We start from the raw sequence: 26,582 nt of genomic DNA, 5'->3' as shown, positions 1-26,582 counted from the left end.
CCGCGCGTCGCATCCTGTTTGCCGGATAGGCGCTCAGGCCGGCAGCCGATCGAGCTGCGCGGTCAGCTTGTCCAACGTGGCCCGATATTCTGCCAGTCTTTTCTGCTCCTGCTCAACGACCGAGGCGGGTGCTTTCGCAACGAAACTCTCATTTCCGAGCTTCGCGTCGCATTTCGCCACTTCATTCGTCAGGCGGGCGATCTCTTTCGAGAGCCGCTCGCGTTCGGCTGCGACATCGATCTCGACCTTCAGCACCAGCTTGTCAGTTCCAACGATCGCAACCGGCGCGCCTGCCGACGCTGCATCGAGTGCCGCTTCGTCGGCGATGATCTGGACCTCGGACAGGCGCGCGAGCGCCTGCGCGTACGGGGCGAAGGTCGCGAGCCGCTCCGCGTTGCCGGTGGCCAGCAGCGGCACCTTCGTTGCGGGCGACAGGTTCATCTCGCCGCGCAGGTTCCGGCACGCGTCGATCACGGCCTTCAGGTCGGCGGCCCACTGTTCGGCGGTTTCATCGATCTTCTTCGGTTCGGCGACAGGATACGGCTGCACCATGATCGACGCCGCGCCGGCGGCCACGTCGCGCGGATACGCGTCGGTGAGCGGCGCAACCTTTTGCCAGAGCGCTTCCGTGATGAACGGAATCACCGGATGCGCGAGGCGCAGCACCGTTTCCAGCACGCGCAACAGCGTGCGGCGCGTCGCGCGCTGCTGCTCGGGCGTACCGCTCTGGATCTGCACCTTCGCGAGTTCCAGATACCAGTCACAGTATTCGTCCCAGACAAACTTGTACAGGGCGTTGGCCACATTGTCGAAGCGATAATCGGCGAAACCCTTCGCCACTTCCGCTTCCACGCGCTGCAGCAGCGAGACGATCCAGCGGTCGGCCTGCGAGAAGTGCGTGTAGCCGCCCGGGGCGCAATCGCCCGGTTCGCACGGGCCCGGCTTCGAGAAGCCGCAGTCGTGGCCTTCGCAGTTCATCAGCACGAAACGCGTGGCGTTCCACAGCTTGTTGCAGAAGTTGCGGTAGCCCTCGCAGCGCGCGAGATCGAAGTTGACGTTGCGGCCCAGCGTGGCCATCGACGCCATCGTGAAGCGCAGTGCGTCCGTGCCGAACGCGGCGATGCCGTCCGGAAACTCCTTGCGCGTCTTCTTTTCGATGCTGGCGGCCTGCTTCGGATTCATGAGGCCCGTGGTGCGCTTGGCGACGAGCGCTTCGAGGTCGATGCCGTCGACGATATCGATCGGGTCGAGCGTATTGCCCTTGCTCTTCGACATCTTCTGGCCCTCGGCGTCGCGCACGAGGCCGTGCACGTACACGGTATCGAACGGCACCTTGCCGGTGAAGTGCGTGGTCATCATGACCATGCGCGCAACCCAGAAGAAGATGATGTCGAAGCCCGTCACGAGCACGGAGGAGGGCAGGAACGCCTTCAGTTCCGGGGTTTCCTCGGGCCAGCCGAGTGACGAGAACGGCACGAGCGCCGACGAGAACCACGTGTCGAGCACGTCTTCGTCGCGCTTGAGCGCGCCCTTGTAGCCCTTTGCCCCGGCCTGCGCGCGGGCCTCTTCCTCGGTCTTCGCGACGAAGATTTCGCCGTTTTCGCCGTACCACGCCGGGATCTGGTGGCCCCACCAGAGCTGGCGCGAGATGCACCAGTCCTGGATGTTTTCGAGCCACTGATAGTAGGTCGTGGTCCAGTTTTCCGGCACGAATTTGATCTGGCCGTTGCGCACGACGTCGAGCGCGGCTTCGGCGATCGACTTGCCCGGGTTGAACGTGCCCTCCGGCGCGGGCTTGCTCATCGCGACGAACCATTGGTCGGTCAGCATCGGCTCGATGGCGACGCCCGTGCGGTCGCCGCGCGGCACCATCAGCTTGTGCGGCTGCACCGAGTCGAGCAGGCCGAGCGCCTCGAAGTCGGCGACGACCTGCTTGCGCGCCTCGAAGCGGTCGAGGCCGCGGTATTTTTCCGGTGCGTTGGCGTTGATCTTCGCGTCGAGCGTGAGGATCTCGATCATCGGCAGGCCGTGGCGCAGGCCGACCTGGTAGTCGTTGAAGTCGTGCGCGGGCGTGACTTTCACGACACCCGTGCCGAATTCGCGGTCGACGTAGTCGTCCGCGATGATGGGGATTTCGCGATCCGCGAGCGGCAGCTTCACGGTCTTGCCGATCAGGTGCGCGTAGCGCTCGTCCTCGGGATGAACCATCACGGCCGTATCGCCGAGCATGGTTTCGGGACGCGTCGTCGCAACGGTCAGGTGACCCGAGCCGTCCGAGAGCGGATAGCGCAGGTGCCACAGATGCCCGTTTTCCTCTTCGCTTGCGACTTCGAGGTCGGAGACGGCCGTGAGCAGAACCGGATCCCAGTTCACGAGGCGCTTGCCGCGGTAGATCAGGCCCTGTTCATAGAGGCGCACGAAAACGTCGCGCACGGCGGCCGACATCTTGTCGTCCATCGTGAAGTATTCGCGCGGCCAGTCGATCGATGCGCCAAGGCGCCGCACCTGGCCCGTGATCGTGGAGCCCGACTGCTGCTTCCATTCCCATACGCGTTCGACGAACTTTTCGCGGCCGAGATCGTGGCGCGAAATTTTCTGGGCGTCGAGCTGGCGTTCGACGACGATCTGCGTGGCGATGCCCGCGTGGTCGGTGCCGGGGACCCACAGCGTGTTGTCGCCGAGCATGCGGTGATAGCGCGTGAGGCCATCCATGATCGTCTGGTTGAACGCGTGCCCCATGTGCAGCGTGCCGGTGACGTTGGGCGGCGGCAACTGGATCGAGAAGTTGTTGCGGCCGGGCGTGAAGGTCGCGGCGGCGTAGCCGCGGCGCTCCCATTCGGGGCCCCATTGGGCCTCGATCGTCTGGGGCTCGAAGCTTTTCGCTAGCGTGCTGTCGCTCATGGGTGGGATCTGCCGAAAAAAGGATGCGGAAACCCTCGATTATAAGGGGTAGTTCGGTCCCCGCCGTGGCGCGGCCGGCCAGCGCAAGGACCCGGGATCGCCGCGAGCGCCGATTTGCGCGCCGCGCGTGGGACGGTCGCCGCGGACCCGCCGCCCGCCGCGGTCGCCACACGCGGGATTTATAATGGCGCTCTGCCATCTTCCGGCGCGCCCACCGCGCGCGTCATCACTGCCTGCGCACCACATGCCCGATCTGCTCGCGAATCTGAACCCCGAACAACTCGCCGCCGTCACATTGCCGAATGAACCGGCGCTCATCCTGGCCGGGGCCGGCAGCGGCAAGACGCGCGTGCTGATCACGCGCATTGCGTGGCTGATCCAGCAGGGGCTCGCGTCGCCCGCGACGATCCTCGGCGTCACGTTCACGAACAAGGCCGCGCGCGAAATGATGGGACGCCTCCAGGCGCTCTTGCCCATCGACACGCGCGGCATGTGGATCGGCACCTTCCACGGCCTGTGCAACCGCATGCTGCGCGCGCATTTCCGCGACGCGGGTCTGCCGCAGACGTTCCAGATCCTCGACACGGCCGACCAGCTATCGGCCATCAAGCGCCTGATGAAGGGCTTGAACGTCGACGACGAGAAATATCCGCCGAAGAATCTCCAGTACTTCATCAACAACGCGAAAGAGCAGGGCCTGCGGCCGAAGGATGTCGACGTCACCGACAGCTTCAACCGCAAGTTCGTCGAACTCTACGAAGCCTACGACCAGCAGTGCCAGCGCGAAGGCGTGGTCGATTTCGCGGAACTCCTGCTGCGCTGCTACGAACTGCTCGCGCACAATCCGCCGTTGCGCGCGCACTATCAGGCGCGCTTTCGCGACATCCTCGTGGACGAGTTCCAGGACACGAACAAGCTTCAATACGCGTGGCTGAAACTGCTTGCGGGCGCAAACAACGCCATCTTCGCGGTGGGCGACGACGACCAGTCCATCTACGCGTTTCGCGGTGCGAACGTGGGCAATATGCGCGACTTCGAGAACGAATTCCGCGTGAAGCACATGATCAAGCTGGAGCAGAACTACCGCTCGCACGGTCATATCCTCGATGCCGCGAATCATCTGATTGCGCACAACGCGCGCCGCCTCGGCAAGAACCTGCGCACCGACGCGGGCCACGGCGAGCCGGTGCGCGTCTACGAGGCGGCGACCGATTCGCAGGAAGCGGGCTGGATCGTCGAGGAGATTCGCGCGCTCGTGAATCAGGGGCTCGCGCGCCACGAGGTTGCCGTGCTCTATCGCAGCAACGCGCAGTCGCGCACGATCGAGCACACGCTCGTGAACGCGGGCATCCCGTACAAGGTGTATGGCGGCCTGCGCTTTTTCGAGCGTCAGGAAGTCAAGCACGCGCTCGCGTATCTGCGCCTCATCGACAACCCGAACGACGACACCGCGTTCGCGCGCGTCGTGAACTTCCCGACGCGCGGCATCGGCGCGCGTTCCATCGAACAGCTCGCGGACGCGGCGCGCCTCTATAACTGCTCGATGGCGGCGGCGATTCCCTACGTCACCGGCAAGGCCGGATCGAGCCTTGCGTCGTTCGCGAACCTGATCGCGAAGATGCGCGCCGAGACGGCGCAATTGAGCCTGCCCGAAACGGTCGAATACACGGTGCGCATGAGCGGTCTCGCCGACTTCTATCAGAACGAGCGCGAAGGCCAGGACCGGCTGGAGAACTTGCAGGAACTCGTCAACGCGGCAACGGCGTTCGTGAGCGAAGAAGGCTATGGGCTCGATACGCCCGCGCGCTCGATTCCGCTGCGCCCGGGAGCAACGTCGGCGCCGGAGATCGTGTCGCTCGACGGCGAAATCGAAGTGATCGATGCGCCCGCAATCACCGATCCCGCGCAGAATCCCGACGTCATGACGCCGCTCGCGGGCTTTCTCTCGCATGCATCGCTCGAAGCGGGCGACAACCAGGCGCAGGCGGGCCAGGATGCGGTGCAGTTGATGACCGTGCACGCGGCGAAAGGCCTCGAATTTACGGCCGTGTTCATTACCGGCCTCGAAGAAGGGCTGTTCCCGCACGAGAACAGCGCGATGGAAGCCGATGGCCTCGAAGAAGAGCGCCGCCTGATGTACGTCGCGATCACGCGCGCGAAGGAGCGGCTCTATCTGTCGTTCGCGCAAAGCCGTCTCTTGCACGGACAGACGCGCTATAACGTGCGTTCGCGCTTTTTCGACGAACTGCCGCAAGAGACGCTCAAGTGGCTCACGCCGAAGGTCGAGGCGGGCGCGCGCTGGGGCGGACGCTCCGACAACGCGGGCTGGGGCCGCGACTGGTTCGGGCGCTCGGGTGGAAATGGTGGTGGAAACAGCGGTGGCGGAAGCCGCGAGCGCGATGCCTACGTGCCGGACAAGGCGCCGCTGCCGTCGTTCGCCAACGAGCAACGCGCGGCCGAGACGGGCTTTCGCGTCGGCCAGCAGGTCTTCCACACGAAGTTCGGCGAAGGTACGATCACCGCGCTCGAAGGCAGCGGCACGGACGCGAAGGCGCAGGTCCGCTTCAAGCGTCACGGCGAGAAGTGGCTCGCGCTTGCAGTGGCGAAGCTGCAGCCGGTGGAATGACCCGGTGCTTCGGCCCGACTGAACCTCAACGAAAAAAAGAAAGCGATGAATTCAACGAAGAACGCAACGTCGAACATGACGAAGGATGCGGCCGTGCGTCCGCTGGGCGTGCTCGCCGCACTGCCCGAAGAACTGGGCGACCTCATCGCGGCGATGCAGGCCGAATCGGGCGTCGTTACGCGCACGCACGGCAAGCGCGACTATCACGTCGGCACCGTGCACGGCGTGCCCTGCGTCGTGACGCTCGCGCGCATCGGCAAGGTCGCGGCAGCGGCCACGACGAGCGCACTGATCCATGAGTTCGACGTCGAAGCCATCGTGTTTACGGGGGTCGCGGGCGGTGTCGGCGCTTCGGTGCATATCGGCGACATCGTGGTCGGCGAAACGCTGCTTCAGCACGACATGAACGCCGAGCCGCTCTTTCCGCGCTTCGAGATTCCGCTGCTTGGGCGCGCGCGCTTCGATGCCGACCGCACGCTTTCGCAGGCGCTCGCCGATGCGTGCGAGCGTTTCGTGGAGCAAGAGGGCACGGCGCTCGCCGCGCACTTCAAGACGGCGACGCCGCGCGTGCATCGCGGGCTCGTGATCAGCGGCGATCAGTTCGTCGCGAGCGCGCAGGCGGTCGCTGCATTGCGCGCAGCGCAACCCGATGCGCTCGCGGTCGAAATGGAAGGCGCGGCCATCGCGCAGGTCTGCCACGAATACGGCGTGCCGTGCGCGGTGGTGCGCACGATTTCGGATACCGCCGACGAACACGCGAGCATCTCGTTCGCGAGTTTTCTCACCGATATCGCGGGTACCTATTCCACGGGCATCCTCAAGCGCTTCCTCGTTGCGTACGCATCGACACCGCGCTGAGGCGCTGAGTCACTGAAGCGCCGGAGAACCGGCGCTTTGGCCACGCACCTGCGACTTAACGGCTACGCGCGCGCCACGGCCTCGCGGATCTGCTGCAGCGCCGACGCGTCTTCGATCGTCGGCAGATCGCCCGGCTCGTGACCCTCGGCGAGCGCGGCGATTGCACGGCGCAGCAGTTTGCCCGAACGCGTCTTCGGCAGCGCGCCGACGAAATGCACGCGTGCGGGCCGCCCGATGGCGCCGAGATGACGATCGACCGTCGACGCAATCGCCACTTCGAGCGTCTTTGCCGCAGCCGGATCGGCGCTCGCGCCCGCATCGCGCAGCACGACAAACGCGAGCGCGGCCTGGCCCTTTAGCGCATCGTTCACGCCCACGACGGCAACTTCTGCCACCGCCGCATGCGAGGAAATCGCTTCCTCGATTTCGCGCGTGCCGAGCCGGTGGCCGGCGACGTTGATGACGTCGTCGGTGCGGCCGAGGATCGTCACGTAGCCGTTGTCGTCCTGCACGCCCCAGTCGAACGTCGAATAGACCTGCTCGCCAGGCACGCTTTCCCAGTACGTCTTCACGAAGCGCGCGTCGTCGCCCCAGACCGTCTGCATGCAGCCCGGCGGCAGCGGATAGCCCAGCGTGATCACGCCTTTCTCGCCCGTTGCGCACGGCTCGCCCGTGTGCTCATTGCGCAGCGTGAGGTTGTAGCCGTAGACGGGCACGCCAGGCGAGCCGAGCTTTTGCGGCAGCACTTCGACGCCGCGCTGGATCGCGAGCATCGGCCAGCCGGTTTCGGTTTGCCAGTAATTGTCGACCACGGGCTTGTCGAGCGCTTCCGAGATCCACTCGGCGGTCGGCTCGTCGAGCGGCTCGCCTGCGAGGAACAGCGTGCGCAGGCTCGACAGATCGGCGGCGCGCAACAGCGCCGGGTCCTGCTTCTTGAGCACGCGGATCGCGGTCGGCGCGGTGAACATGAGGTTCACGCGATGCTGCTCGACGAGGCGCCACCAGACGCCGCCATCGGGGCGGATCGGCGTGCCTTCGTACATCACGGTCGTCATGCCCGCGAGGAGCGGCGCATAGATGATGTAGCTGTGCCCGACCACCCAGCCGATATCCGAGGCGGTGAACATCGTGTCGCCCGCGCGGCCTTCGAAGATGTATTCCATCGACGACGCCAGCGCCACGGCATAGCCGCCGACGTCGCGCTGCACGCCCTTGGGCTTGCCGGTCGTGCCCGAGGTGTAGAGGATGTACGACGGCTCGTTCGATTCGAGCCATTCGCACGGGACCTGGACGTCGTGGTACTGCTCGCGCAGCGGCGCGTAGTCGACGATATAGCTCGCCTTCAGGCGCTCGGGCGCGAGTTGCCGGTCGATCAGCAGTACGCGCGAGGGCGCGTGCTGCGCGCGTGACATCGCTTCGTCGACGAGCGGCGTGTAGTCGATCACCTTGCCGCCGCGCGCGCCCGCATCGGCGCTGACGATCAGCACGGGCTTCGCATCGTCGATGCGCGCCGCGAGCGAGGGCGCGGCGAAGCCGCCGAACACGACCGAATGGATCGCGCCGAGCCGCGCGCACGCGAGCACGGCGAACACCGCCTCGGGGATCATCGGCAGATAGATCAGCACGCGCTCGCCGCGCTTCACGCCGAGCGAGCGCATCACGGCGGCCATGCGGTTCACTTCGGCGTGGAGTTCGGCGTAGGTGTAGCGGTGCTCGATGCCGGTTTCGGTCGAAACATAGACGAGTGCGTTTTGCTGCGCGCGCTCGGCGAGATGGCGATCGACCGCGTTGAAGCACAGATTCGTGCGGCCACCGCAGAACCAGCGCGCGAAGGGCGGGTTCGAGCGGTCGAGCACGGCGTCGAATGGCGTTTCCCAATGGATGCGCGAGGCTTCGCGCCGCCAGAAGTTCTCGGGGTCGGCAATCGATTCGCGGTGAAAGTCGCGGTAGCTGCGCATGAAAACACTCCTTCGGGGGGCGGTCGTCCTGCCTGGTTTTGTGGGTTTTTTCGCAGAATAGAGCAGTGCGGCTCAGGCGGGCAACGCGGGTTCTCCATGATGCGCTGCACGGTTTTGGCGGTGTCGCGCCCGATCTTCGACGCGTGGTTCGATGCGCCCGCGTACGCGCGGCGCAGTGGCGGGCGGCGCGCGACCCTTATGCTGCGGTGCGTGCGGGCATCGCGGTGCAGTGCCGCCGATGCAGCCGCGTGCCGATGTTTCGATGCGAGCCTTCAAACCGGCGCGATCCCAGACTGTGCCGCGTTTTGATCTGCATCAACGTTGAGGGGCTGCAGGCTTTTAGAACCTGAAACGCCCGGTCGGGACGGTGCGGCACGACCGGGCGCCTTCAAAATAAAACGAGGGTTCGACGCGTTCAGACTTCGATCACGATACGTTGATAGAACCGCCCGAAGTAGAAAGTCCTGGCGACGATCTTGTCGCGATGCGACTCGGGCAGCCAGTGCTCGATCGGTTGGGTCCAGATATCGGGTGCGAACGGTTCCAGCACGCTTAATGGCACTTGCCAGAGATATTTGAGCGGATGCCAGCGCGAGCAAGGCGCGAAATCTACGATCACCAGCTTTCCGCCCGGTTTGATGACGCGTAGCGCTTCGTTGAGCGTGGCGGCGCGCACATCTTGCGGCATCTCGTGGAGCAGCATGAACAGCAGGCCACGGTCGTAGGTGGCGTCCGGGATCTTGAGATCGGCGGAATTCATGCACAGGCCGCGCACCGGAGCCTTCGGATCCAGTTTCGCCTTCATGTTGCGCAACTGCCCTTCGACGATGTCGACCACGTCGAGGCGGCCGCCCGCAGCTGAAAGTTGCGAGGCGAGTCTTTGCGTCAGGTTGCCGTAAGCGCAGCCGATCTGGATGGTTGCGCCGCGGAGTTTGACGCCAAGCGCTTCGAGCGCAGCGTTACCCAGATTCCGGTACCAGCCCCAGAGGATCAGATTCACGAGCCATGGCCGCTCGAATAATCGAATAGCCCACGGCTTGATGTAAAAGTACGAATACACGCGACGGAGGTACTCAGGGATCGGTATGCCGTAATCGGAAATACCGTCACTTGTCGTCGGAGTTCTGTCTGGGCGATGATCGTCGCTGTCTAAAATCCGGCCTCCATGATCGGCGGCTGGATTTTTCGCGACGCTGGCTTCAATGAGAGCAGGAGCATTGTGCAGGTTTTTAATCATGGCGTGATATCGAAAAGCATTACTAAGCGCATGCGATAGCGGGTGCGACCCTGGCTGGCGACTCTGTAAAGCTGAAGAACCACTACCGGCAGGTGTGACGGCCCTGCGCGAGCTATTTGCTCCGGGAAGTCTGTGCAATTGGGCCGTCGCATAATCGCCCGTCCGGTCACTTCCAGTCTGTTCCACACAGGAACGCGTACCAATGATCTGCATCAATCGAGGGTGGCTGATGCGATCTGAATAGACATGAATCAAATCCTGTGATCAATGTTGCGGTTCGGGAAATCGATGCTCGCTGTGGGAGCGGAATGGGTTGGGATCGGATCGAGCCGGTACGGACGGACAGGGTTTCCTAAAGCGGTCGATCGCAGTCGGGTTTTCCGCATTTGGTCAGGATTTACACGCACGAAACCCGTAGTACTTATTTTCGAAGAGCGAGAATCCACAGTTTGCAAACGCTGGTCGCAATCGTTCAGAAAACGAGATTCCGTAGACCTCCAGGATCGTGTAGCTAGGATTGTGTGAGTAGCAATTGTGGTGCTCGTCGACCGAGGCCAGCACGGCTTCACACCATGGGGCGCTCAAATTCTCCGATTCACGGTGTACTAGTTCTGCGACGCTTCGAATCCTGTTTCACTAGCTGTGACTCGCTGTTCCTGCCATTGAGGATGTAGTGAACTTCACATAAAATCCGATATTCAGAAAAAAACTCAGAGAATTTCTCATGCAGTTCTTCAGCCCATTCCAGTCGGTTAACTTCACCAGAGAGAAATTTTGTCATGCCGTCAGAGTTTTTCCTGAGATGAAAGACATCGTTTCTGAATTTGCGAAGTGGATCTTCGTGCTTCTTCATGATTTTTCCGATCTCATCTGATTTATTTGTTAATTCGGCAAAGCTGGCCGGACGCTCACGCTGAAGGAGTAGGCGCAAATTCAGATCACGAAAACCTTCGCTAGTAACGCCGAGAAATCCTAACCATGAGCAAAAATATATTCCGAAATTGACGCGATTGTTTTGGCTTATTTGATTCCGAGAGTCCCACTTATCTCTTAATTTTGCATAATGCGATCGCATTAAATCGGCAGCTAAAAAATAGTGGGCGTATAAAACGTGGACGCGGTCCATGTCGCGGTGTGGGAGTAAATCTCTATCCGTGCCGGCCACCTCGATGCGATTGCTCATGATTTGTCGAATAATTTGGTGTGTCGAAGGAAGTGCTCCTATTGAAATTCAACGGCACGAATCACTCGCACGGTGGACCGCAATAGCTGAATGTTGACGCCAGGACAACGCCTGGAGGTTATTTGGGAAGACCGCAGGGAGCGAAATGCGACTTTCGGCCTTCCATGCACTAGCTCAGCTTCGCAGTGATCGCACTCGAGATCAGCGAGAAGTCAGAGGGGGACGTGGTCTTCGCCGCAGATGTCAGTCGCTGCAGCACCTGGTCTTTGCGTAGCCCCACGTGCTTGGCGATTTCATGGAATTCGTTGTGTTTTCCAGCCTGAAGTCCGTATCCGAGTATGTCGCTTGCGTCTGCTTCGTCCTCGATCGACAACATATTGGCTGTCGCTGTCAGGTTGGCCCTGCACTTTTCAACGATCCATGATTCCGGCCATGTCGTACCCGGCAGGTAAGCGATACGTTCTTTGAACCATCCATCAAATGTCGAATCGACATTTTCAGCCATTTGCCTTGCATGTTTTCTGTTCGCAGATTCCTTTGCCTTCTGGTCGCCGTCGAACACCGCAATTGTGTTTCGTTCCTCGCCCCTGACGTAGAGGGCCGCTAGTTGTCTCGAAATCGCAGTCGCGGATCCGATTACCGTGATTTTGATACGTGAGCGCGTGCTGGCAGGAAGTGCCTCTTCGATCAGGGCTTGTGCAACCTCGTCTTCTACGAACACATCCAACTCGAAGTTTCGCTTTGCCCCCATCTTGGAGAACGCAAAATCAGCCGAGATACCTTGTGTGATGCGCGTTTTCCCGCCAACTGACTCGACAAAATACCTGGCTTCGTCCGGCAAGCACTCGTAGATGTCGCGTGAATGTGTAGTGCAGATGACTTGAGTGCCTGTCTCTTTGCAGACTTTTTTGAGCTCTTGCATAAAGAGCCGTTGCGCCTTGGAATGTAATCCAAGCTCAATTTCGTCCAAAACGAGAAGGGACGGTTGGCCGCAGGAGTAGATGGTAGAAAAGATTTCGAAAAGAGCATTTTCGCCGGCGCCCATATTGAATCCGGAATAGGTGAGGTTTCCGATTTTGACGAGCGGCAAGCTGTATTTGGAGTGCTCCAAATATCGAAAATCATCGTACTTCTTTCCAAGGATATTTCCAACTATTTGTTTTACCTTGTCTTCCCAACCTTTCAGTTTTACATCGGAAAATGAACGTGAGTATGAGCGTGACTGACTGCGTTCGCTATGTGGAACGATACGCTCAATACCGAGGAAGATTACACATTTCTTGAATCTACTATCGTAATCGTTCCATTTTCCGCCTTTTTTCTTTCTTCGAACTTGCGCGCCGATGCCGATGCCATTCGGGATATCGGCATTTGATTTCCACTTGTCGTACGCAAAGGAGTAGTAAATCTCGACTCCCTGTGGAAGAATTTCTTTCGCGTGTTGGATGAAAAAATCGGAGAATGTGTAATACGGGAGGTTTCTTCGGGGCAATTTGAAACCATCCTCTTCTGCATGGTACGCGCAGCTTGCAAGGGCGAGGATCGTGGATTTTCCAGCCCCGTTCACGCCGGCAAATGCCGTGATGGGATAGTCAAAGGTGATATCTAGTGAGTTCACACCCCGTAGGCTACCCGATGTGAGCTGTATTCCTCGAAGAAGAGTCTTAGTGTAATCGTTGGAAAACCATTGCCGAAGGTCTTTGTCGATGCTGCTCTCGCGATACCTCACCCTTACTCCCCGTACTGTTTTCTTGATCGACCGATTCTCTCACAACGGGCGACGTCTTTACTAACTGAGCCGGCCGGACTACCTCATGATGCAATGTGCATATATGGATGACGCAGTGTCGAAACTTGACATGCCGGATTACGTGCTCTTCTTTCCGACCGATTGAACGAAGCTCCTGAGTAGTGCTGGATTTTTCAACTCTAAAGGATCCGAAATTCTGAGGCTGCCTTAGTATGTGGTCGATTATCGAACTGGGCCAGAGGAATTCCATCACGTGCGGTATAGACGTCTAGCGACGATGAACTCAGAAATGGTGACTTCACCACAATAGCCGGATAGCTCGGCCCTTCAGTTGGCGGAGTAGTTTCTTTTGCATAAGCGACTCTGAGCGCATCGGTTGGTCTCGTCGCACCGGCTTCCATTTCCAATGTACAGCCGTCATTTCCAATGTTTCTAAACGTGACAGGATTTCGGAAAGCGGAATTGCATAAAGGTTAGTTTTCCAGAATGACAACGAGCCAAACTGCCGGACCGGAGCGCGGAAAAGCGCCGTCTCGTATGACGAGAGAGGCGGATTCGTCGTGCCGTCTGTGTGGTATCGCACAGAGCGAGTGATTTTGCGCTGACTACAATTGCCGGGCCATATAGCCAGTCAGTTGCTGTTTTAACCCGGGCGAGCCCTTTGCCCGTGATTCGCCGTTTAGTCATCACGCGTCCAGAAGTCCAAGATTGCCTTCACCTGTCACTCTGCTACCGCCCCCAGCTTCGCTGAGCGCGGAGAGGAGAACAACATGTCCCGCCTCTACCTGGTGTCCACATCGATGATTTTGCTCGTCGCTTGCGTTGGCCGCGTTGCATATGCGCAAGACGCACAGGTTCTTACGAAGGATGAACTGATGCAGTTGATGCCTGGCGCCAAAGTTGACATTACCTTTGACTCCGGCGGCACCAACACCTGGACAAACAACGCTGACGGCACGCTCCATGCCGTGGGTCAATCCGGTCTGGCTTCCGGCGGCAAGAACTATTCGTCGTATGCGCCTGGAACATGGCACATCAGCGATGACGGTAAGTTCTGCAGCCACATAGAGTGGCGCAAATCGGTTTCGGACTGGTGCCGCTCAGTCGCGAAGGCTGAGGATGGAGCCTATGTTCTCGTTTCTTCCTCGGGTGGGCCGAGTTGGAAGTTGAAGGTCTCGAAGTGAGGATTCAGCCCAACGCGCGCGCGATTTGCAATCTTTTAGCTGTTCAATGGCTTGCGCGTCGCTCCGGCAGAAAGCCACCCTTGTTTTCTTCCGCCAAGATGGCAATTTGGGTTGGCCCTGGCTATAACTGGTGAGACTTGGGCCGATTCCAATGCGGTTGCGCCATCGGGAGGGATATGAGAGTCGATCGCCTTGTAATTCTGTACGAGGAAGAGCGTAATCCCGAGGGCGAATCGCCCACGACAGCGAGGAATCTAAAAGCGCGCCACGACGAGGCCCGAGCCCTTGCGACGAATGACGAGGCCATTGCAAAACTGCAGGGTAAGGTGGTGCGCTCGTTCTTGATCGGCTTCTCCGGGCTCGATGAAAAAAATGCGGAAGGCATCAGGAACGCAGTCGCAAAATAAATGAAGTCGGGGAAGAGCGATCTCGGCAAACTCCTCTATTCAAACAAGAAAGCGGAATCGCTTACATGGGGCGCATACGTTATTTTGCATGGCTATGGCGGGGTGTCGACTCACAATACGTCGCCCGGGCAGATCGCAAAGCTGTTGAAGGATGTTCAGACCAAAATAGGGGAGTCGTGGAGGTTAAAGAAAGTATGCGTCGTCGGGTGCACGTTGGGTGCGCCGCCCACCAACGCACAGGAGCAAGAGAGTTGGGTCAAGCAGTGCTGCGACGCGCTTCAGATCCCTGGTGCTTTGGTGGGGGGGTATACGGTCCCCGTATATGTCGCATACGAGAACCATCCGGCTGCAGAGCCGGCATTCGGCTTGGGGGATGGACTGCCCGAGCTTAGGAGCCCAGTAAATTACCAACGCAAACTCATTCAGATCCAGGAGCGCGATTCAAAGACAAACGCCGTCAAGGACATTGCCGTAAGGATGACCGAAAATTTCCGGGCAGCCTATAAAGTCGCCTGGCGCTCGAACGATGGTAGATCGGAGCCGGTCGACATTAACAGAGACTGGTACCACCAATAGTCAACGGTCGCTTCACGCACATCGCTCAAGTCCCGGGCTTCACCACCACCGTACAGGTCGTGCCCGCCGCGAGGACCATGTCGTCGGGCACCTTGTCGATATGCACGCGCACCGGCACGCGTTGCGCAAGGCGCACCCAGTTGAATGTCGGGTTCACATCGGCGAGCAATTCGCGGCTCTGAGGATTGTCGCGGTCGTAGATGCCGCGCGAGATGCTTTCGACGTGGCCCTCCAGCGTGCCGCCGCTCATGAGCTTGATCTCGGCCTTGTTGCCCACCTTCACGTGCGGCAGCTTGGTTTCCTCGAAGTAGCCGTAGACCCAGAACGAGTGGCTGTCCACCACCGCAAGCTTCGCCTGGCCGGCAATCGCATAGTCGCCCTTGAACACCTGAAGGTTCGTCACGTAACCGTCGACCGGCGAAATCACGCGCGTCCGCTGAAGATTGAGCTTCGCGGCGTCGAGCGCGGCGAGCGCTTCCTGGTACTGCGCCTGCGCGGCGCTCGCGGTGTGCGACGCGTTTTCGCGGTTTTCCTTCGAGACGACGAGGTTGTCCATATCGGCGCGACGCTTCGCATCGTCCTCGCGCATCGTCAGTTCCGCCTTGTGCGCGGCGACAGCCGCCTGCGCCTGCTCCACGGCGATCGCGTAATGCGACGGGTCGATCTGCATCAGCAGATCGCCCTTGTGGACGAACTGGTTGTCGGCGACGGGCAGTTCGACCACGGCGCCCGAGACATCGGGTGCGATGTTGACCACTTCGGCGCGCACGCGGCCATCGCGGGTCCACGGCTCGTCCATGTAGTGGACCCACAGCACGCGCCCGACCAGCAGGGCGACGACGAAGATGATCGCGGTCGCGATAAAGCCCATGATGTTTCGGATAGTCATGATTGAACGGTTCAACGATAGACGGCGAGGCCGAGCGCGCAGCACACGACCACCAGCAGGCTCACGCGAAAGAGGGAGGGGTGCCAGACTATCCGGTAGAGGCCGGCGCGCGCCAGCATGGAATCGAGCACCCAGGTGATGGCGGAGCCGAGGATGAACAAGAGGACGATCGCCGGAATGTAGGCGTCGAGAAAAGCCACGTCACGCGGCATGGTTGACTCCTTGCGCTGAACCAGCGTGCCCCGCCGGTGCCGCATGGTGCGGAAGCGGCGATTGCGGATCGATGAGCGCGGTGCGGATGAAATGCAGATGGCTCAGGATGCGCTGCAACTGATGGCGCTCTTCGCGCGGCGGCTCGAAGCTGTCGAGCACGGCCTGGCCCGCGGCGATGGCCGCATCGGTGGCGGACAGCGCCTGCGCATGGCGGCGCGTTCCAGGGCGCGCGAAGAGCGCGCTCAACGTGCCGAGCATCGCGTGGATCGCTGCGCGCCACGCCGTGCCCGCCGCGTAGCGCGGGTGCGCGGGCAGCGTGGCGAGTTCGTGGCGCAGGTCGATCACGGCGTTGCCCACTTCGAGCACCGAAAAGAGCCAGCGCAACGTGTCGCGTTTGAGCGTGTCGTCGCTGCCGACGAGCGCCTGGATCTGGAACATCAGATCGCGCGCGCCGCTCTCGAAGCGGTTGCGCAGGCCGAAGAGGCGCGTGCGGCACGCATGCGCGACCTGTCCGCGCAGGTCGGCGAGAAGACGGTTGCGCAGCCACGGCGTGGAGGGCGGCAGGAACACGGCGAATGCGGCGGCCGCCACTGCCATCGACGCGACGAGCGCGATGGCGTCGTTGATGTAGTTGCCCGGGTTGTACTGGATCACGTTGTCCGGTCCCGCGAGGAAACACAGGAAGATGCAGTAGCCCACGCCGCAGCCCGCGTATTTCGGGCGCGTCGTGAGGAACACGCCGAACGCGAGCGCGGGCGCGAGCACGGCGGCAAGCAGCGCAAAGCCGTCGATGTGCGGAAACACGCCGAACGTGAGGACCATGCCGACGAGCGATGCGAGCGCCGCGCCCACGGCCATCTGACTTGCGGTGCGCGACGGAAACGGCGACGACGACGCGAGCGCGCAGATCGTTGCCGCCATGAGCACCAGGTTCGGGCCGCTCGGCCAGGCCGTGGCGATCCAGAATGCGCCGAGCAACGACATCGTCACTGCCGCGCGCAGGCCCGCGACGCCCGCCGCGATCCAGTTCGTCTTCGGCACGTAGCGCGCGAGCCAGTTCTCGCGCACGTGCGTATCGACGGCAAGCGACGCGTAGGTCGCCGTGTACTCGGTCATCTCGTGAATGAAGCGATAGAGCAGTTCGGTCGCCGTATCGAAGTCGAGCAGATTTGCCGTGCCGCGCGCTTCGAGTTCGGCACGCGTGGCGCGCACGCGCTTCGGCAGCGTTGCGCGCCAGGCTTCGAGCTGCTGCGAGACGTGAGCGGCATCGGCGGCGGCGAGCACCGGTTCGCCGCACTTCGCGAAGAGCGGCGCGATTTCGCGGAAGTACGGTTCGAGCGCTTCGACGCTTGCCGAAGCTGCGTCGCCGCGCAGCCGGTTCATCAGCTGATGCAGCGCGTGAAAGCGCGTGGAAGCCGTCATGAATTCACTGTTCAGGCGCGCGAACCGGCCGCTTTTCATGCGCGAATCCGGCGATTCGAAGACGGCGCTGGTGCGGGCGGCCTCGAAGCCGACGACGTCGGCCACGAAGCGCGCGTTGGTCGCTTCGATCTGCGCGCGTTCGGTGCGTCCCGAGAGCGCCGCCGACACATGGTCGACGAACGCCGAGAAGCGCTGGCGCACGGTCGCGCGCAACTGATTGCCGGTGTATTGCGGAAACACGACCGCGCTGACGATGCCCGAGCACACGATGCCGAGCGAGATCTCGGCGACGCGCGTGAGCGCGGACATAAACGCGCCGTCGGGATGCTGCGAGGCCGGAATGCCGATCAGCGCGGCCGTGTAGCCCGCGAGCACGAAGCCGTACGAGCGGAAGTGGCGGTTGCGCGCGGCGCCGGCGGTGCAGATGCCGACCCAGAGCGCCGTCGAGAGGATGAACAGCTCCGGCTGCTGGGCGAACAGGCCGATCAACGCGAGCATCACGACGAGCCCGATCAGCGTGCCGCCGATCCGGTAAAAGCTCTTCGCGAACACCATGCCGCTTTGCGGCTGCATCACGATGAACACCGTGGTCATGGCGGTGCGCGGCTGCGGCAGGTCGAGCTTCATGGCGATGCCGAGCGCGAGCAGCGCAGCGGCGATCGCCTTGAAGAGATAGATCCAGACGAGGCCATCGGTGCGCGCCCAGTCGGCGAGGGCTGCGATCAGCCGCTCGGAGCCGGATGAGGCGGAGGGGGACGCTTGCATGGGCGCTGCCTTACTCGTCGCGCCGGTCCGCGCGATCCGTGTGGTCTGCGCGATCCGCGGGCGCAAGCAGCGCAGCGGGCGCGAGCGGCACCGTGCGCGTCGTCTTGCCGTGCGCGGGCAGTTGCTCGGCGTCGGCCGGTCCGGTCGACGAATCGATTGCGCCGCCGCCGAGCGCGGCCACCAGCGTTGCTTGCGCAACAAGGCGTTCGGCCGCGATGCGCGCGACGCTTTCTTGCGCGCGCAACAATTGCGTCTGTGCGATCAGCACGTTCAGATAGTCGGTGAGACCGCGGCGATAGCTTTCCGTCGCGAGATCGAAATTGCGCTGCGCGGCGTCGACCGAGCGATGCGCGTCGTCTTCCTGGGTCGCGAGCGAGCGCATGCGCACGACCTCGTCGGCGATTTCCTTGAGCGCGGTGACGATGGTCTGGTTGTACTGGTCGACGGCGATGTCGTACGCAGCCGATTGCGCGCCGAGCTGCGCGCGCAGGCGTCCGCCATCGAAGATCGGCAGCGAGAGCGCGGGGCCGCCGGCCCAGCTGCCGCTCATCGACTTCAGGAACTGGAACAGCGGGCCTGCGGCCGCGTAGCCGCCCATCGAAAGGAGCAGGTTCACGTTCGGATAGAACGCCGCCTTGGCGACGTCGATGCCGCGCGCCTGCGCGGCCACGGTCCAGCGCGCCGCGACGATGTCCGGGCGATGGCCGATCAGCTCGGCGGGCAGCGTCGAGGGCAGGCCTGCCGGTGTTGCGAGCGAGAGGGCTGGCCGCGTGATCGACTCGCCCGCGCCGGGTCCCTTGCCCGCGAGTGCGGCAAGCTGGTTTTTGCCGAGCGCGATGGCTTCTTCGACCGCGTCCACCTGGCGTTCGTACTCGGGCAGCGGCGTTTGCGCCTGGCTCACTTCGAGCTGCGTGCCGATGCCGCCCGCCAGGCGTTTTTGCGCGAGCGCGAGGATTTTCTGCTGTTCGCCGAGCGTTTGCTTCGCGATGTCGAGCAGCGCGTAGTTCAGCGAAAGTTCGATGTACGCGCGCGTGACGTTGACTTCGAGTTCGAGCTGGGCGGCGCGCGCATCGGCGGCGCTCGCGTGCGCGAGGTCGAGCGCGCGCTCCGCGCTGTTCCTGTCCTGACCCCACAGGTCGAGGTGATACGAGAGGCCGAGCGCCGCCGTGTTGTTCCAGGTATTCGCGCCGGCGAGCGGGCCGGGGCCGTAGTAGACGTTGTCGGCCCATTGCTGACGCTGGACCGACATGTTGCCGTTGATCTGCGGGAGCAGCCCCGCGGCGGCGACGCCCGCCATCGAGCGCGCTTCGCGCACGCGCGCCTGCGCTGCGCCGAGCGACGGATTGCCCGCGATCGCTGCATCGATCCAGGTGTCGAGCTGCGGATCGCGATAGCTGCGCCACCAGTCGCTCGCGGGCCACTGCGCATCGGCGTTGGCGGCCCGGATCGCGGATCCGGCATCGAGTTGCACGGCATCGACCCGCTTCGATTGCGGTGCGATATCCCCGGTACTGGCGCAACCCGCGATTATTGAAGAGAACGTAAGAACCGTGAGTGCGACAAGTCCTTTCGATACCGGGGGCTGCACAATTTACTCCTCATCCTGGCTATAGAACAGTGCTCGTCATTATATTTTTTGATCTATTGCCGAATAAGGCGTAAGGATGCAAGGTATTCTTACGCAATCTTGTACAATTGATTTTGCAATTTATGTAACAATCCTTCCGTTAGAAAAAGGGTGGAAATGGATACGCTGCAGAACATGCGCGTTTTTGTCCGGGTGGTCGAGGCGGGGAGCTTCACCGGTGCCGCGCAGTACCTGAATACGACAACGGCCTACGCTTCGCGCGCGGTGTCGGATCTGGAGGCGCATCTACGCACGCGCCTGCTGAACCGCACGACGCGCCGCATCGCGCTGACCGAAGCCGGAGAGCGCTATCTGCAGCGCTGCGAGCAGATTCTCGCGTACGTCGACCAGGCGGAAGCGGAAGCGGGCGACGCGCACGCGCGGCCCTCGGGCAAATTGAAGATCCACGCGATGACGAGCTTCGGCCAGCACTATGTCGTGCCGGCGGTGGGCGCGTATCAGCAGCTTTATCCCGATGTGAGCGTCGAACTTACGCTCGCGCAGCGCATGCCGGATCTGCTCGACGAGGGCTACGACGTTGCGCTCGTGCTGGCGGCGAACGATCTGCCGGATTCGGGTTTCGTGTCACAACGCATCGCGAGCGCGTTCAGCATTGCGTGCGCGTCGCCTGCGTACCTCGAGCGCCACGGCGTGCCGCAACGGCCCGCCGATCTCGCCCATCACACCTGCCTGCCGGTCGTGACGCCGGTGTTTCCGATGTCGCAATGGCAGTTCAGCGGCCCCGACGGCGAACAGACCATCAACCTCCCCACGCCCGTGTTCCAGGTGAATGTCGCCGAGGCGATGGCGGTGGCCGTGCGCGAAGGCATGGGCATCGGCCTGCTGCCGATCTATTCGGCCATCAGCGGGCTGCGCAGCGGCGAACTCGTGTGGATCCTGCCCGAATACAAGTCGCAGGAGATGAATGTGTATGCGATGTATCCGTCGCGACAGTATCTCGACGCGAAGATCCGTACGTGGGTGGAACTGCTGCGCGAGAAACTGCCCGCGACGCTCGCAAACGATCAGGCCGAATTACGCAAGTTTGCGCGTACCTGAATGCGTATCTGAGCACGTACCTGCGCACGTAACTGAGCGCCTGCATGAGCGCCTGCATGAGCACGTTTATGCGGCCTGTCCGGGCCGCGCGTTGTGACAGGCTGTTACACGTGCAGCCGATCGCAACACTTCCTTACTCCCGGGCACACGGTGCTTTGCTAAGGTGGCGGAAAGGTTTTTTCGCCACCATTTCAATCGCCATCGCCCGAGGATTTCCATGAATACGCATCTGCTAATCGGTATCGCCGTGATGATGGGCCTGATCGGCATCGGCGCATCGCGCGACTTGCTGCGCATGCGCCGCGCGCAGCTTGCGCCGGTGACGCTGCGCGTGCGGCGCGAAAGCGATCCGCAGGATCGGTCGTAAGGCTTGTGCTAATCGTTCCATTGAGCCCGCATGCGCCGCGCTATAGTTGCGCGCGCATTTAACTGTCACCCATCACTTACCGGCCCGCCCAGCGCCTCGCGAGCGACGGCCGCCACGTCAGCCCGGCTCGTCAGATTTCTACGATTTTGTCCCACGCGAATGCGGGGTTTTCCGGCAGCCCGGTGCGGCGGCTGCGATAGCCGCGCGGATTGCACACGACGCGTGTGCCATGGGTCGTGTAATCGAAGCACGTGTGCGTGTGGCCATGCACCCATAGCGCGACCGGCGTGCGCACGAGCGCGTCGAGGTCGCTGACAAAACCTGCAGACACGGGATCGTCCGCGTAGCGCGCCGCGAGGCTCTGCCGATGCGGCGCGTGATGCGTGACGACAATCGTCTTGCCCGCGAACGGCTTTGCCAGTTCCGCTTCGAGCCAGGTGCGCGCGTGCGCGTGCAGCGCGAGCGAGTCTTGCGGCGTGAAATCGCGCGCCGCAGCGCCCGTGCTCGCCGGCCACGAAACCTGGATCAATCCGCGAAAGTCGAGCATCACACGTTCGGCGGCAGCGATGGCGTTCGCGCGCGCCGCGTCGTCGGCGCCGAAGAGCGCGAAATCCGCCCACAGCGTCGTGCCGAGCACGCGCCAGCGGCCCGCCGGATCCGTGAGCACGGCATTGTTCAGGAAGTGCACGTTGTCGAGCGTCGATGCCGCGTCGCGCATCGCCGTCTCCAGCGCGCCGAATTCGCCGTCGTAATACTCGTGGTTGCCCGGCACATAGACCACCGGCACCTGCGGATCGAACGTTTCCGCAGCCCAGCGCAAACCGAGCGCGTGGTTGTGAATGTCGCCCGCGAGCACGACGAGATCGGCCTGCGCGTGCGGGATCGTATCGGGCTCGTCGTTTTCCAGATGCAGGTCGGACAGCACGCGGATCTTCACGATTTCGTCTCCTGTTGCGCGCGCCTAGCGCAGCACCTTGCCCGGATTCATGAGATTCAGCGGATCGAGCGCCGCTTTGAGCGCACGCATGAGCTTCAGTTCGACCGCGCTCTTGTAATGCGCGGCCTCGTCGAGCTTCAGCTGCCCGAGGCCATGCTCGGCGCTGATCGTGCCGCGATGGCGCGCCACGTTGTCGTAGACGATGCGGTTCAAGGTCTTTTCGTTCTCGGCGAGGAAGCGCTTCGGATCGCCGCCTTCGGGCGCCTGTACGTTGTAGTGCAGGTTGCCGTCGCCGAGATGGCCGAAGGTCACCATGCGCGCGCCCGGCACGACCCGTGCGATGTCGGCGTCGGTTTCCTCGATGAACTGGCCGATGCGCGAGATCGGCACGCCGATGTCGTGCTTCACGTTCAAGCCTTCCTGCGCCTGGGCGAGCGGAATGTGCTCGCGCAGGTTCCAGAACGCGAGCGACTGCGCGAGGCTTTCGGCGACCACCGCGTCTTCCACGACACCCTGTTCCAGCGCGGCCTCCATGAGCCGTTCGAAGAGCGCGCGCGCATGTTCTTCGCTCTCGTTGTCGGAGAGTTCGAGCAGCACCACCTGCGCGTGGCGCTGCTCGAACGGATAGCGAAGTTGCGGGAAATGGCGCCCGACGAGCTGCATGCAGAAGTCCGACATCAGTTCGAAGCCGGTCAGAAGCGGCCCTGCGTAGCGTTGCGCGAGCGCGAGGAAATCGAGCGCGGCGTGTGCGGAGCCGAGCGCGGCAAGCGCCGTGACGCGCGCAGCGGGCAGCGGATGCAGCTTCATCACGGCGGCCGTGATCACACCGAGCGTGCCTTCGGCGCCGATATACAGGTCGCGCAGATCGTAGCCTGTGTTGTCTTTGCGCAGACCGCGCAGGCCGTCCCAGATCTCGCCTTCGGGCGTGACGACTTCGAGCCCGAGGCACAGCTCGCGCGTGTTGCCGTAGCGCAGCACGCCGGTGCCGCCCGCGTTCGTCGACAGGTTGCCGCCGATCGTGCAGCTGCCCTCGGCTGCGAGCGAGAGCGGGAACAGACGCCCGGCTTCGTCCGCGCGCGCCTGGACTTCGGCGAGGATCACGCCGGCTTCGACGGTGATGGTGTTGTTGTGCGGATCGATCTCGCGTACGCGATTCAGGCGCCGCAGGCTCAGCACGGCTTGCTGGCCGGACGCGTCGGGCGTCGCGCCGCCCGCGAGACTCGTATTGCCGCCTTGCGGCACGAGCGCGACGCGGTGTGCGTGCGCGAGCTTGACGATGGCGGCGACTTCGCTGGTATCGGCCGGGCACAGCACGGCGCGCGCGGCGCCCCGATAGCGGCGGCGCCAGTCGGCGAGGTAGGGTGCGGCGTCGTGGGAGTCGGTCAGGACGTGCTGGGCGCCGATGGCGGCGGCGCACGCGTCGAGGAAGGCAGAGGAAGTATCGAGGTTGGCCTGGCTCATGATGTTCGGGCTGTCCGCGCGTGCATGTCTGATCGCGGCGCTGGTTGATTCTGCAGAGGCTTCAGTGTGACACGCCGGCCGCGCGCCGTCGCGGTGCGGCGCGCGAGCGCCCGGATCGAGCGCTACGCGTGCTGCGCTGGCGGCTACCGCTGCAGACGGCCCGATTGCGTGAACTCACGCCGCCTCGCGCTTGCGGCGCCTGGCCGCCCGCTTGAACGGCGCGACGTAGACGAGCGCGCAGACAAAGAAGCCGAGCGTGAGCGCGACCTCGATCCAGGCCAGGAGATTGGCGGGCGCGGGGTCGGTCATGCCGCGCACGATGCCCTCGGCGAAGTAGAGCAGCACGAGCATCGACGCCCACTGCAGCGTATACACGCGACGCCGCAGCACGCCGGGCAGTGCGATTGCGAGCGGAAGCACCTTCAGCACGAGCGCGCTGCCGCCCGGCCGCAGCGGCGCGAGCCGCCATTCCCAGGCGAGGCAAAGCATGATGAGCGCAACGAGCGTGACGCTGGCGCCGAGCGCGGCGATGCGGCTCATGGTGCTTCGACCGGGCGCGTTCGCACTGTTGTTCGTGTTGCCGTTCGCGCTGTCGTTCACGTTCTTGTGCCCGCTCATGGCCGCTCGCTCAGAGCCGTCGCCGCCCGCGCAAGCCGCGCGCCGAGCGCGACCGCAAGCGTTTTTTCGTCCGTCGAAAGGCCGTGGGCGCCCACGCGCGCGTGATGCGATGCGCCGTACGGCGTGCCGCCGCTTTGCGTCGTGTTGAGCAGGCTTTCGGTATAGGGAATGCCGAGGAGCAGCATGCCGTGATGCAATAGCGGCAGCATCATCGAAAGCAGCGTGGTTTCCTGGCCGCCGTGGAGGCTTGCCGTCGATGTGAACACGCACGCCGGTTTGCCCGAAAGCGCCCCGGAGAGCCACTGCGGCGTGGTGCCGTCGAGGAAATATTTGAGCGGTGCGGCCATGTTGCCGAAGCGTGTCGGCGAGCCGAGCGCGAGCGCCGCGCATTCTTCGAGGTCGCGCAGCTCGGCATAGGGCGGGCCGTCGTCGGGAATGTCCGGCCGGGTGGCCTCGCACACGGTGGAGACGGGCGGCACGGTTCGCAGGCGGGCCTCGGCGCCAGGGACACTGTCGATGCCCTGGGCGATCGCGCGCGCGAGTTCCAGGGTCGCACCATGCCGGCTGTAGTAAAGCACAAGGATCGGTTTCATAGGCCTCGTCGGTGAACCGGATATTATAAGGGCTGGGTTTGCCGCGCATGCGGCGCATCGTTTTCGGCGGTTTCCTGGAAGGCAGGCAGATGAACGTGTTGTCGAGAGCTCGCATCGATCTGGATAGCGCGAAGCGGCTCGCGCGATTCGCCGCGCGGCGCAGCCGTGAAGACCGTATTGCGCAGGTTGCGGGCAGCCTCACGTTCACGACGATGCTCGCGCTCGTGCCGCTCGCGACCGTCGCATTCGCGCTGCTCACGGCGTTTCCGATCTTCGGCTCGTTCCACAATTCGCTGCAGGGTTTTCTCGCCGATCACCTGATGCCCGCGCAGATCAACAGCCAGATCTTCAAGTACCTCAACCAGTTCGAGTCGAAGGCCAAGGGCCTCACGACGATGGGCATGATCGTGCTGTTCGTCACGTCGGTGATGACGATGATGACGGTCGAATCCGCCTTCAACCTGATCTGGCGCGTGCGCAAGGCGCGCCCGTTCGCGCAGCGCGTGCTCGTGTACTGGGCGGTCATCACGCTCGGTCCGATCCTGATCGGCGTGAGCCTTTCGATTTCGTCGTATCTGTTCACGCGCTCGCTCGCCATCGCGTCCGAGCAGCATGTCTCCGGGTTGTTCGACTGGGCGCTGGCAGGCATCGCGCTGCCGCTCGAGGCGCTTGCGTTCACGATGCTCTATGTCTATCTGCCGAACTGCTATGTGCAGTGGCGCGACGCCGTGGTGGGCGGCATTGCGGCGGCCATCGCGTTCGAATGCGCGAAGCGCGGCTTCGGCCTTTACGTGCGGCGTATTCCGACCTACACGGCAGTCTACGGCGCGTTTGCCTTCGCGCCGATGTTCCTGCTGTGGGTGTATCTGAGCTGGTTCATTACGCTCGCGGGCGCCATGATCACGTCGGCGCTGCCGGAGATCCGCACGGGGCGCTACGGCAGGCCGCGCTTTCCGGGCAGCGATTTGCTCGACGCGCTCGAACTGCTCGCGCTGCTGGCCGGCGCGCGCGAAGCGGGGCAGCCCGGCCGCACGGCGGAGCAGCTTGCGCTGATGCTCAGGCGCGATCTCGCGACCGTGACGCGGCTTATCGACGACATGGAGCAGGACGAACTCATTGGGCGTCTGGAAAACGACGGCGCAAAGCCGCATTTCCTGCTGATCGCGAATCCGGCGCGCATTCCGGTGGCGGACCTGTTCGGCCGCTTTGTGATCGATCGCCGGGAACTCGCGTATCGGCTCAATCTGAAGTCGAGCGGCATCGACGCCAATACGCTGCTCAACGCGCTCGAAAACGACAAGCTCGCCGTCTCGCTCGCCACGCTGCTGGCGGCGCGGCGTACCCCCGCGGACGAAATGAACGATATGGCCGGGGCAAGCGGGCAGTCGCCCCCGCCGTTGCCGCATCAGGCTGCTTGAAGGTACGGAAAGGGTGCAGCAAGGGCGCGGCAAGGGCGCACTAAAGCGTACAAACACGCACTAAAGGCGGCGGGATGTGTCCGGTGCCCTTAGTGCGCGTGACGTGCTACAGCGAGATCTTCCCGCGGCAGATATCCGAGAACATGACCCAGTCGCCCATCAGGCTGTAGATGGGGTGACGGAAGGTGGCGGGCCGGTTTTTCTCGAATGCGTAGTGGCCTACCCATGCGAACCCATAGCCGCAAACGACGGCCAGCGGCAGCCAGAGCCAGTTGCCGGTGGCAATCGCCATGGCGACGCAGCCGATCACGCCCAGCGAGCCGATGAAATGCAGGCGGCGCGACATGATGTGCTGGTGCTCGCTCAGGTAGTACGGATAGAACTCCGCGAAATTCGCGAAGTGCTCGGTGTGAGTGGCGTGTTGCATCGCTTCCTCCTTCGCGCGGCGGCGTGCTTCGCGTGTGCCCGGTAAGTCCTTCGCACACCGCACAGGGGACCGTGGATACGCCCATTCTCCGGCGATCGGCCTGGCG

The 26,582-nt window shown here is 62.9% G+C and carries 22 protein-coding genes; 8 read left to right on the top strand and 14 right to left on the bottom strand.

Translation table 11 applies throughout. The annotated features are described in order from the left end of the window. Window positions 1-33 precede the first annotated feature (33 nt). Window positions 34-2,901 carry a valine--tRNA ligase gene (locus Q0L30_RS21845; RefSeq protein WP_296661735.1) on the bottom strand — a complete coding sequence of 956 codons (2,868 nt, stop codon included), beginning with the start codon at window positions 2,899-2,901 and terminating at the stop codon, window positions 34-36. Window positions 2,902-3,145: 244 nt separating this feature from the next. Here Q0L30_RS21845 and Q0L30_RS21840 point away from each other — a divergent pair, with 244 nt between their 5' ends. Both Q0L30_RS21840 and Q0L30_RS21835 read left to right on the top strand, forming a co-directional pair. After that, window positions 3,146-5,527: a UvrD-helicase domain-containing protein gene (locus Q0L30_RS21840; protein ID WP_296661734.1), complete on the top strand. Its 2,382-nt coding sequence runs from the start codon at window positions 3,146-3,148 to the stop codon at window positions 5,525-5,527. A gap of 45 nt (window positions 5,528-5,572) precedes the next feature. Continuing rightward, window positions 5,573-6,385, top strand: a complete 813-nt coding sequence (locus Q0L30_RS21835; protein ID WP_296661733.1) for a 5'-methylthioadenosine/adenosylhomocysteine nucleosidase — start codon at window positions 5,573-5,575, stop codon at window positions 6,383-6,385. A gap of 62 nt (window positions 6,386-6,447) precedes the next feature. Here the strand turns inward: Q0L30_RS21835 and Q0L30_RS21830 are convergent, their stop codons facing one another. The 4 genes from Q0L30_RS21830 to Q0L30_RS21815 form a co-directional block, all read right to left on the bottom strand. Next, window positions 6,448-8,409: a propionate--CoA ligase gene (locus Q0L30_RS21830; protein ID WP_296661780.1), complete on the bottom strand. Its 1,962-nt coding sequence runs from the start codon at window positions 8,407-8,409 to the stop codon at window positions 6,448-6,450. Between the two features lie 349 nt (window positions 8,410-8,758). Continuing rightward, on the bottom strand, window positions 8,759-9,580 hold the full coding sequence (rquA, locus tag Q0L30_RS21825) for a rhodoquinone biosynthesis methyltransferase RquA (RefSeq protein WP_296661732.1): 822 nt from the start codon (window positions 9,578-9,580) through the stop codon (window positions 8,759-8,761). Between the two features lie 595 nt (window positions 9,581-10,175). Next, the gene (locus tag Q0L30_RS21820) at window positions 10,176-10,763 is read right to left on the bottom strand and encodes a hypothetical protein (protein WP_296661731.1); all 588 of its coding nucleotides are present in this window, start codon (window positions 10,761-10,763) and stop codon (window positions 10,176-10,178) included. A 169-nt stretch (window positions 10,764-10,932) separates the two neighbouring features. Further along, window positions 10,933-12,381 carry an ATP-dependent endonuclease gene (locus tag Q0L30_RS21815; RefSeq protein ID WP_296661730.1) on the bottom strand — a complete coding sequence of 483 codons (1,449 nt, stop codon included), beginning with the start codon at window positions 12,379-12,381 and terminating at the stop codon, window positions 10,933-10,935. Window positions 12,382-13,283: 902 nt separating this feature from the next. Between Q0L30_RS21815 and Q0L30_RS21810 the strand changes: the two genes are divergently transcribed. The 3 genes from Q0L30_RS21810 (at window position 13,284) to Q0L30_RS21800 (ending at window position 14,680) form a co-directional block, all read left to right on the top strand. Continuing rightward, window positions 13,284-13,697 (top strand): DUF995 domain-containing protein, encoded by a 414-nt coding sequence (locus Q0L30_RS21810; protein WP_296661729.1) that lies wholly within the window; start codon window positions 13,284-13,286, stop codon window positions 13,695-13,697. A gap of 176 nt (window positions 13,698-13,873) precedes the next feature. Then, entirely contained in the window at window positions 13,874-14,104 is a 231-nt protein-coding gene (locus tag Q0L30_RS21805; protein WP_296661728.1) for a hypothetical protein, read from the top strand. Continuing rightward, entirely contained in the window at window positions 14,105-14,680 is a 576-nt protein-coding gene (locus Q0L30_RS21800; RefSeq protein WP_296661727.1) for a hypothetical protein, read from the top strand. It begins immediately after the preceding gene. Window positions 14,681-14,705: 25 nt separating this feature from the next. Here the strand turns inward: Q0L30_RS21800 and Q0L30_RS21795 are convergent, their stop codons facing one another. The 4 genes from Q0L30_RS21795 to Q0L30_RS21780 are packed head-to-tail and all read right to left on the bottom strand — an operon-like array spanning window position 14,706 to window position 19,557. After that, complete coding sequence (locus tag Q0L30_RS21795) at window positions 14,706-15,569, bottom strand: HlyD family secretion protein (protein WP_296661726.1); 864 nt, start codon at window positions 15,567-15,569, stop codon at window positions 14,706-14,708. An 11-nt stretch (window positions 15,570-15,580) separates the two neighbouring features. Continuing rightward, window positions 15,581-15,781, bottom strand: coding sequence for a DUF1656 domain-containing protein (locus Q0L30_RS21790; protein ID WP_293040053.1), 201 nt, complete (start codon window positions 15,779-15,781; stop codon window positions 15,581-15,583). Then, window positions 15,771-17,969: an FUSC family protein gene (locus tag Q0L30_RS21785; protein ID WP_296661725.1), complete on the bottom strand. Its 2,199-nt coding sequence runs from the start codon at window positions 17,967-17,969 to the stop codon at window positions 15,771-15,773. The genes Q0L30_RS21790 and Q0L30_RS21785 overlap by 11 nt, the downstream gene beginning before the upstream one ends. Window positions 17,970-17,979: 10 nt before the next feature. Further along, window positions 17,980-19,557 (bottom strand): efflux transporter outer membrane subunit, encoded by a 1,578-nt coding sequence (locus Q0L30_RS21780; RefSeq protein ID WP_296661724.1) that lies wholly within the window; start codon window positions 19,555-19,557, stop codon window positions 17,980-17,982. 156 nt (window positions 19,558-19,713) lie between these two features. Between Q0L30_RS21780 and Q0L30_RS21775 the strand changes: the two genes are divergently transcribed. Beyond that, window positions 19,714-20,655, top strand: a complete 942-nt coding sequence (locus tag Q0L30_RS21775; RefSeq protein ID WP_296661723.1) for a LysR family transcriptional regulator — start codon at window positions 19,714-19,716, stop codon at window positions 20,653-20,655. 217 nt (window positions 20,656-20,872) lie between these two features. Beyond that, entirely contained in the window at window positions 20,873-21,022 is a 150-nt protein-coding gene (locus Q0L30_RS21770) for a hypothetical protein (RefSeq protein ID WP_296661722.1), read from the top strand. 130 nt (window positions 21,023-21,152) lie between these two features. Here the strand turns inward: Q0L30_RS21770 and Q0L30_RS21765 are convergent, their stop codons facing one another. The 4 genes from Q0L30_RS21765 to wrbA all read right to left on the bottom strand — a co-directional run bounded on the left by Q0L30_RS21765 (window position 21,153) and on the right by wrbA (window position 24,631). Continuing rightward, on the bottom strand, window positions 21,153-21,959 hold the full coding sequence (locus Q0L30_RS21765) for a metallophosphoesterase (protein ID WP_296661721.1): 807 nt from the start codon (window positions 21,957-21,959) through the stop codon (window positions 21,153-21,155). A 24-nt stretch (window positions 21,960-21,983) separates the two neighbouring features. Next, the gene (locus tag Q0L30_RS21760) at window positions 21,984-23,420 is read right to left on the bottom strand and encodes an FAD-binding oxidoreductase (RefSeq protein ID WP_296661720.1); all 1,437 of its coding nucleotides are present in this window, start codon (window positions 23,418-23,420) and stop codon (window positions 21,984-21,986) included. 174 nt (window positions 23,421-23,594) lie between these two features. Next, on the bottom strand, window positions 23,595-23,960 hold the full coding sequence (locus Q0L30_RS21755) for a DUF2069 domain-containing protein (protein ID WP_296661779.1): 366 nt from the start codon (window positions 23,958-23,960) through the stop codon (window positions 23,595-23,597). A 74-nt stretch (window positions 23,961-24,034) separates the two neighbouring features. Next, window positions 24,035-24,631 (bottom strand): NAD(P)H:quinone oxidoreductase, encoded by a 597-nt coding sequence (gene wrbA, locus Q0L30_RS21750; RefSeq protein ID WP_367277851.1) that lies wholly within the window; start codon window positions 24,629-24,631, stop codon window positions 24,035-24,037. A gap of 89 nt (window positions 24,632-24,720) precedes the next feature. On the opposite strand from wrbA, the gene Q0L30_RS21745 reads away from it, so the two are divergent. Beyond that, entirely contained in the window at window positions 24,721-26,049 is a 1,329-nt protein-coding gene (locus Q0L30_RS21745; protein WP_296661719.1) for a YihY family inner membrane protein, read from the top strand. A gap of 106 nt (window positions 26,050-26,155) precedes the next feature. Here the strand turns inward: Q0L30_RS21745 and Q0L30_RS21740 are convergent, their stop codons facing one another. After that, on the bottom strand, window positions 26,156-26,476 hold the full coding sequence (locus tag Q0L30_RS21740; protein WP_296661718.1) for a DUF962 domain-containing protein: 321 nt from the start codon (window positions 26,474-26,476) through the stop codon (window positions 26,156-26,158). Between the last annotated feature and the right edge of the window lie 106 nt (window positions 26,477-26,582).

It is taken from the genome of Paraburkholderia sp. (assembly GCF_024281035.1).
Taxonomy (GTDB): Bacteria; Pseudomonadota; Gammaproteobacteria; order Burkholderiales; family Burkholderiaceae; genus Paraburkholderia.
This window is presented reverse-complemented; position numbering and strand designations above follow the sequence as displayed.

What these genes read in the sequence shown, in the direction of transcription:
- Q0L30_RS21845 (WP_296661735.1), bottom strand. Translation starts at nt 2,901, where the DNA reads ATGAGCGACAGCACGCTAGCGAAAAGCTTCGAGCCCCAGACGATCGAG.
- Q0L30_RS21840 (WP_296661734.1), top strand. Translation starts at nt 3,146, where the DNA reads ATGCCCGATCTGCTCGCGAATCTGAACCCCGAACAACTCGCCGCCGTC.
- Q0L30_RS21835 (WP_296661733.1), top strand. Translation starts at nt 5,573, where the DNA reads ATGAATTCAACGAAGAACGCAACGTCGAACATGACGAAGGATGCGGCC.
- rquA (WP_296661732.1), bottom strand. Translation starts at nt 9,580, where the DNA reads ATGATTAAAAACCTGCACAATGCTCCTGCTCTCATTGAAGCCAGCGTC.
- Q0L30_RS21820 (WP_296661731.1), bottom strand. Translation starts at nt 10,763, where the DNA reads ATGAGCAATCGCATCGAGGTGGCCGGCACGGATAGAGATTTACTCCCA.
- Q0L30_RS21810 (WP_296661729.1), top strand. Translation starts at nt 13,284, where the DNA reads ATGTCCCGCCTCTACCTGGTGTCCACATCGATGATTTTGCTCGTCGCT.
- Q0L30_RS21805 (WP_296661728.1), top strand. Translation starts at nt 13,874, where the DNA reads ATGAGAGTCGATCGCCTTGTAATTCTGTACGAGGAAGAGCGTAATCCC.
- Q0L30_RS21800 (WP_296661727.1), top strand. Translation starts at nt 14,105, where the DNA reads ATGAAGTCGGGGAAGAGCGATCTCGGCAAACTCCTCTATTCAAACAAG.
- Q0L30_RS21795 (WP_296661726.1), bottom strand. Translation starts at nt 15,569, where the DNA reads ATGACTATCCGAAACATCATGGGCTTTATCGCGACCGCGATCATCTTC.
- Q0L30_RS21790 (WP_293040053.1), bottom strand. Translation starts at nt 15,781, where the DNA reads ATGCCGCGTGACGTGGCTTTTCTCGACGCCTACATTCCGGCGATCGTC.
- Q0L30_RS21785 (WP_296661725.1), bottom strand. Translation starts at nt 17,969, where the DNA reads ATGCAAGCGTCCCCCTCCGCCTCATCCGGCTCCGAGCGGCTGATCGCA.
- Q0L30_RS21775 (WP_296661723.1), top strand. Translation starts at nt 19,714, where the DNA reads ATGGATACGCTGCAGAACATGCGCGTTTTTGTCCGGGTGGTCGAGGCG.
- Q0L30_RS21770 (WP_296661722.1), top strand. Translation starts at nt 20,873, where the DNA reads ATGAATACGCATCTGCTAATCGGTATCGCCGTGATGATGGGCCTGATC.
- Q0L30_RS21760 (WP_296661720.1), bottom strand. Translation starts at nt 23,420, where the DNA reads ATGAGCCAGGCCAACCTCGATACTTCCTCTGCCTTCCTCGACGCGTGC.
- Q0L30_RS21755 (WP_296661779.1), bottom strand. Translation starts at nt 23,960, where the DNA reads ATGAGCCGCATCGCCGCGCTCGGCGCCAGCGTCACGCTCGTTGCGCTC.
- wrbA (WP_367277851.1), bottom strand. Translation starts at nt 24,631, where the DNA reads ATGAAACCGATCCTTGTGCTTTACTACAGCCGGCATGGTGCGACCCTG.
- Q0L30_RS21745 (WP_296661719.1), top strand. Translation starts at nt 24,721, where the DNA reads ATGAACGTGTTGTCGAGAGCTCGCATCGATCTGGATAGCGCGAAGCGG.
- Q0L30_RS21740 (WP_296661718.1), bottom strand. Translation starts at nt 26,476, where the DNA reads ATGCAACACGCCACTCACACCGAGCACTTCGCGAATTTCGCGGAGTTC.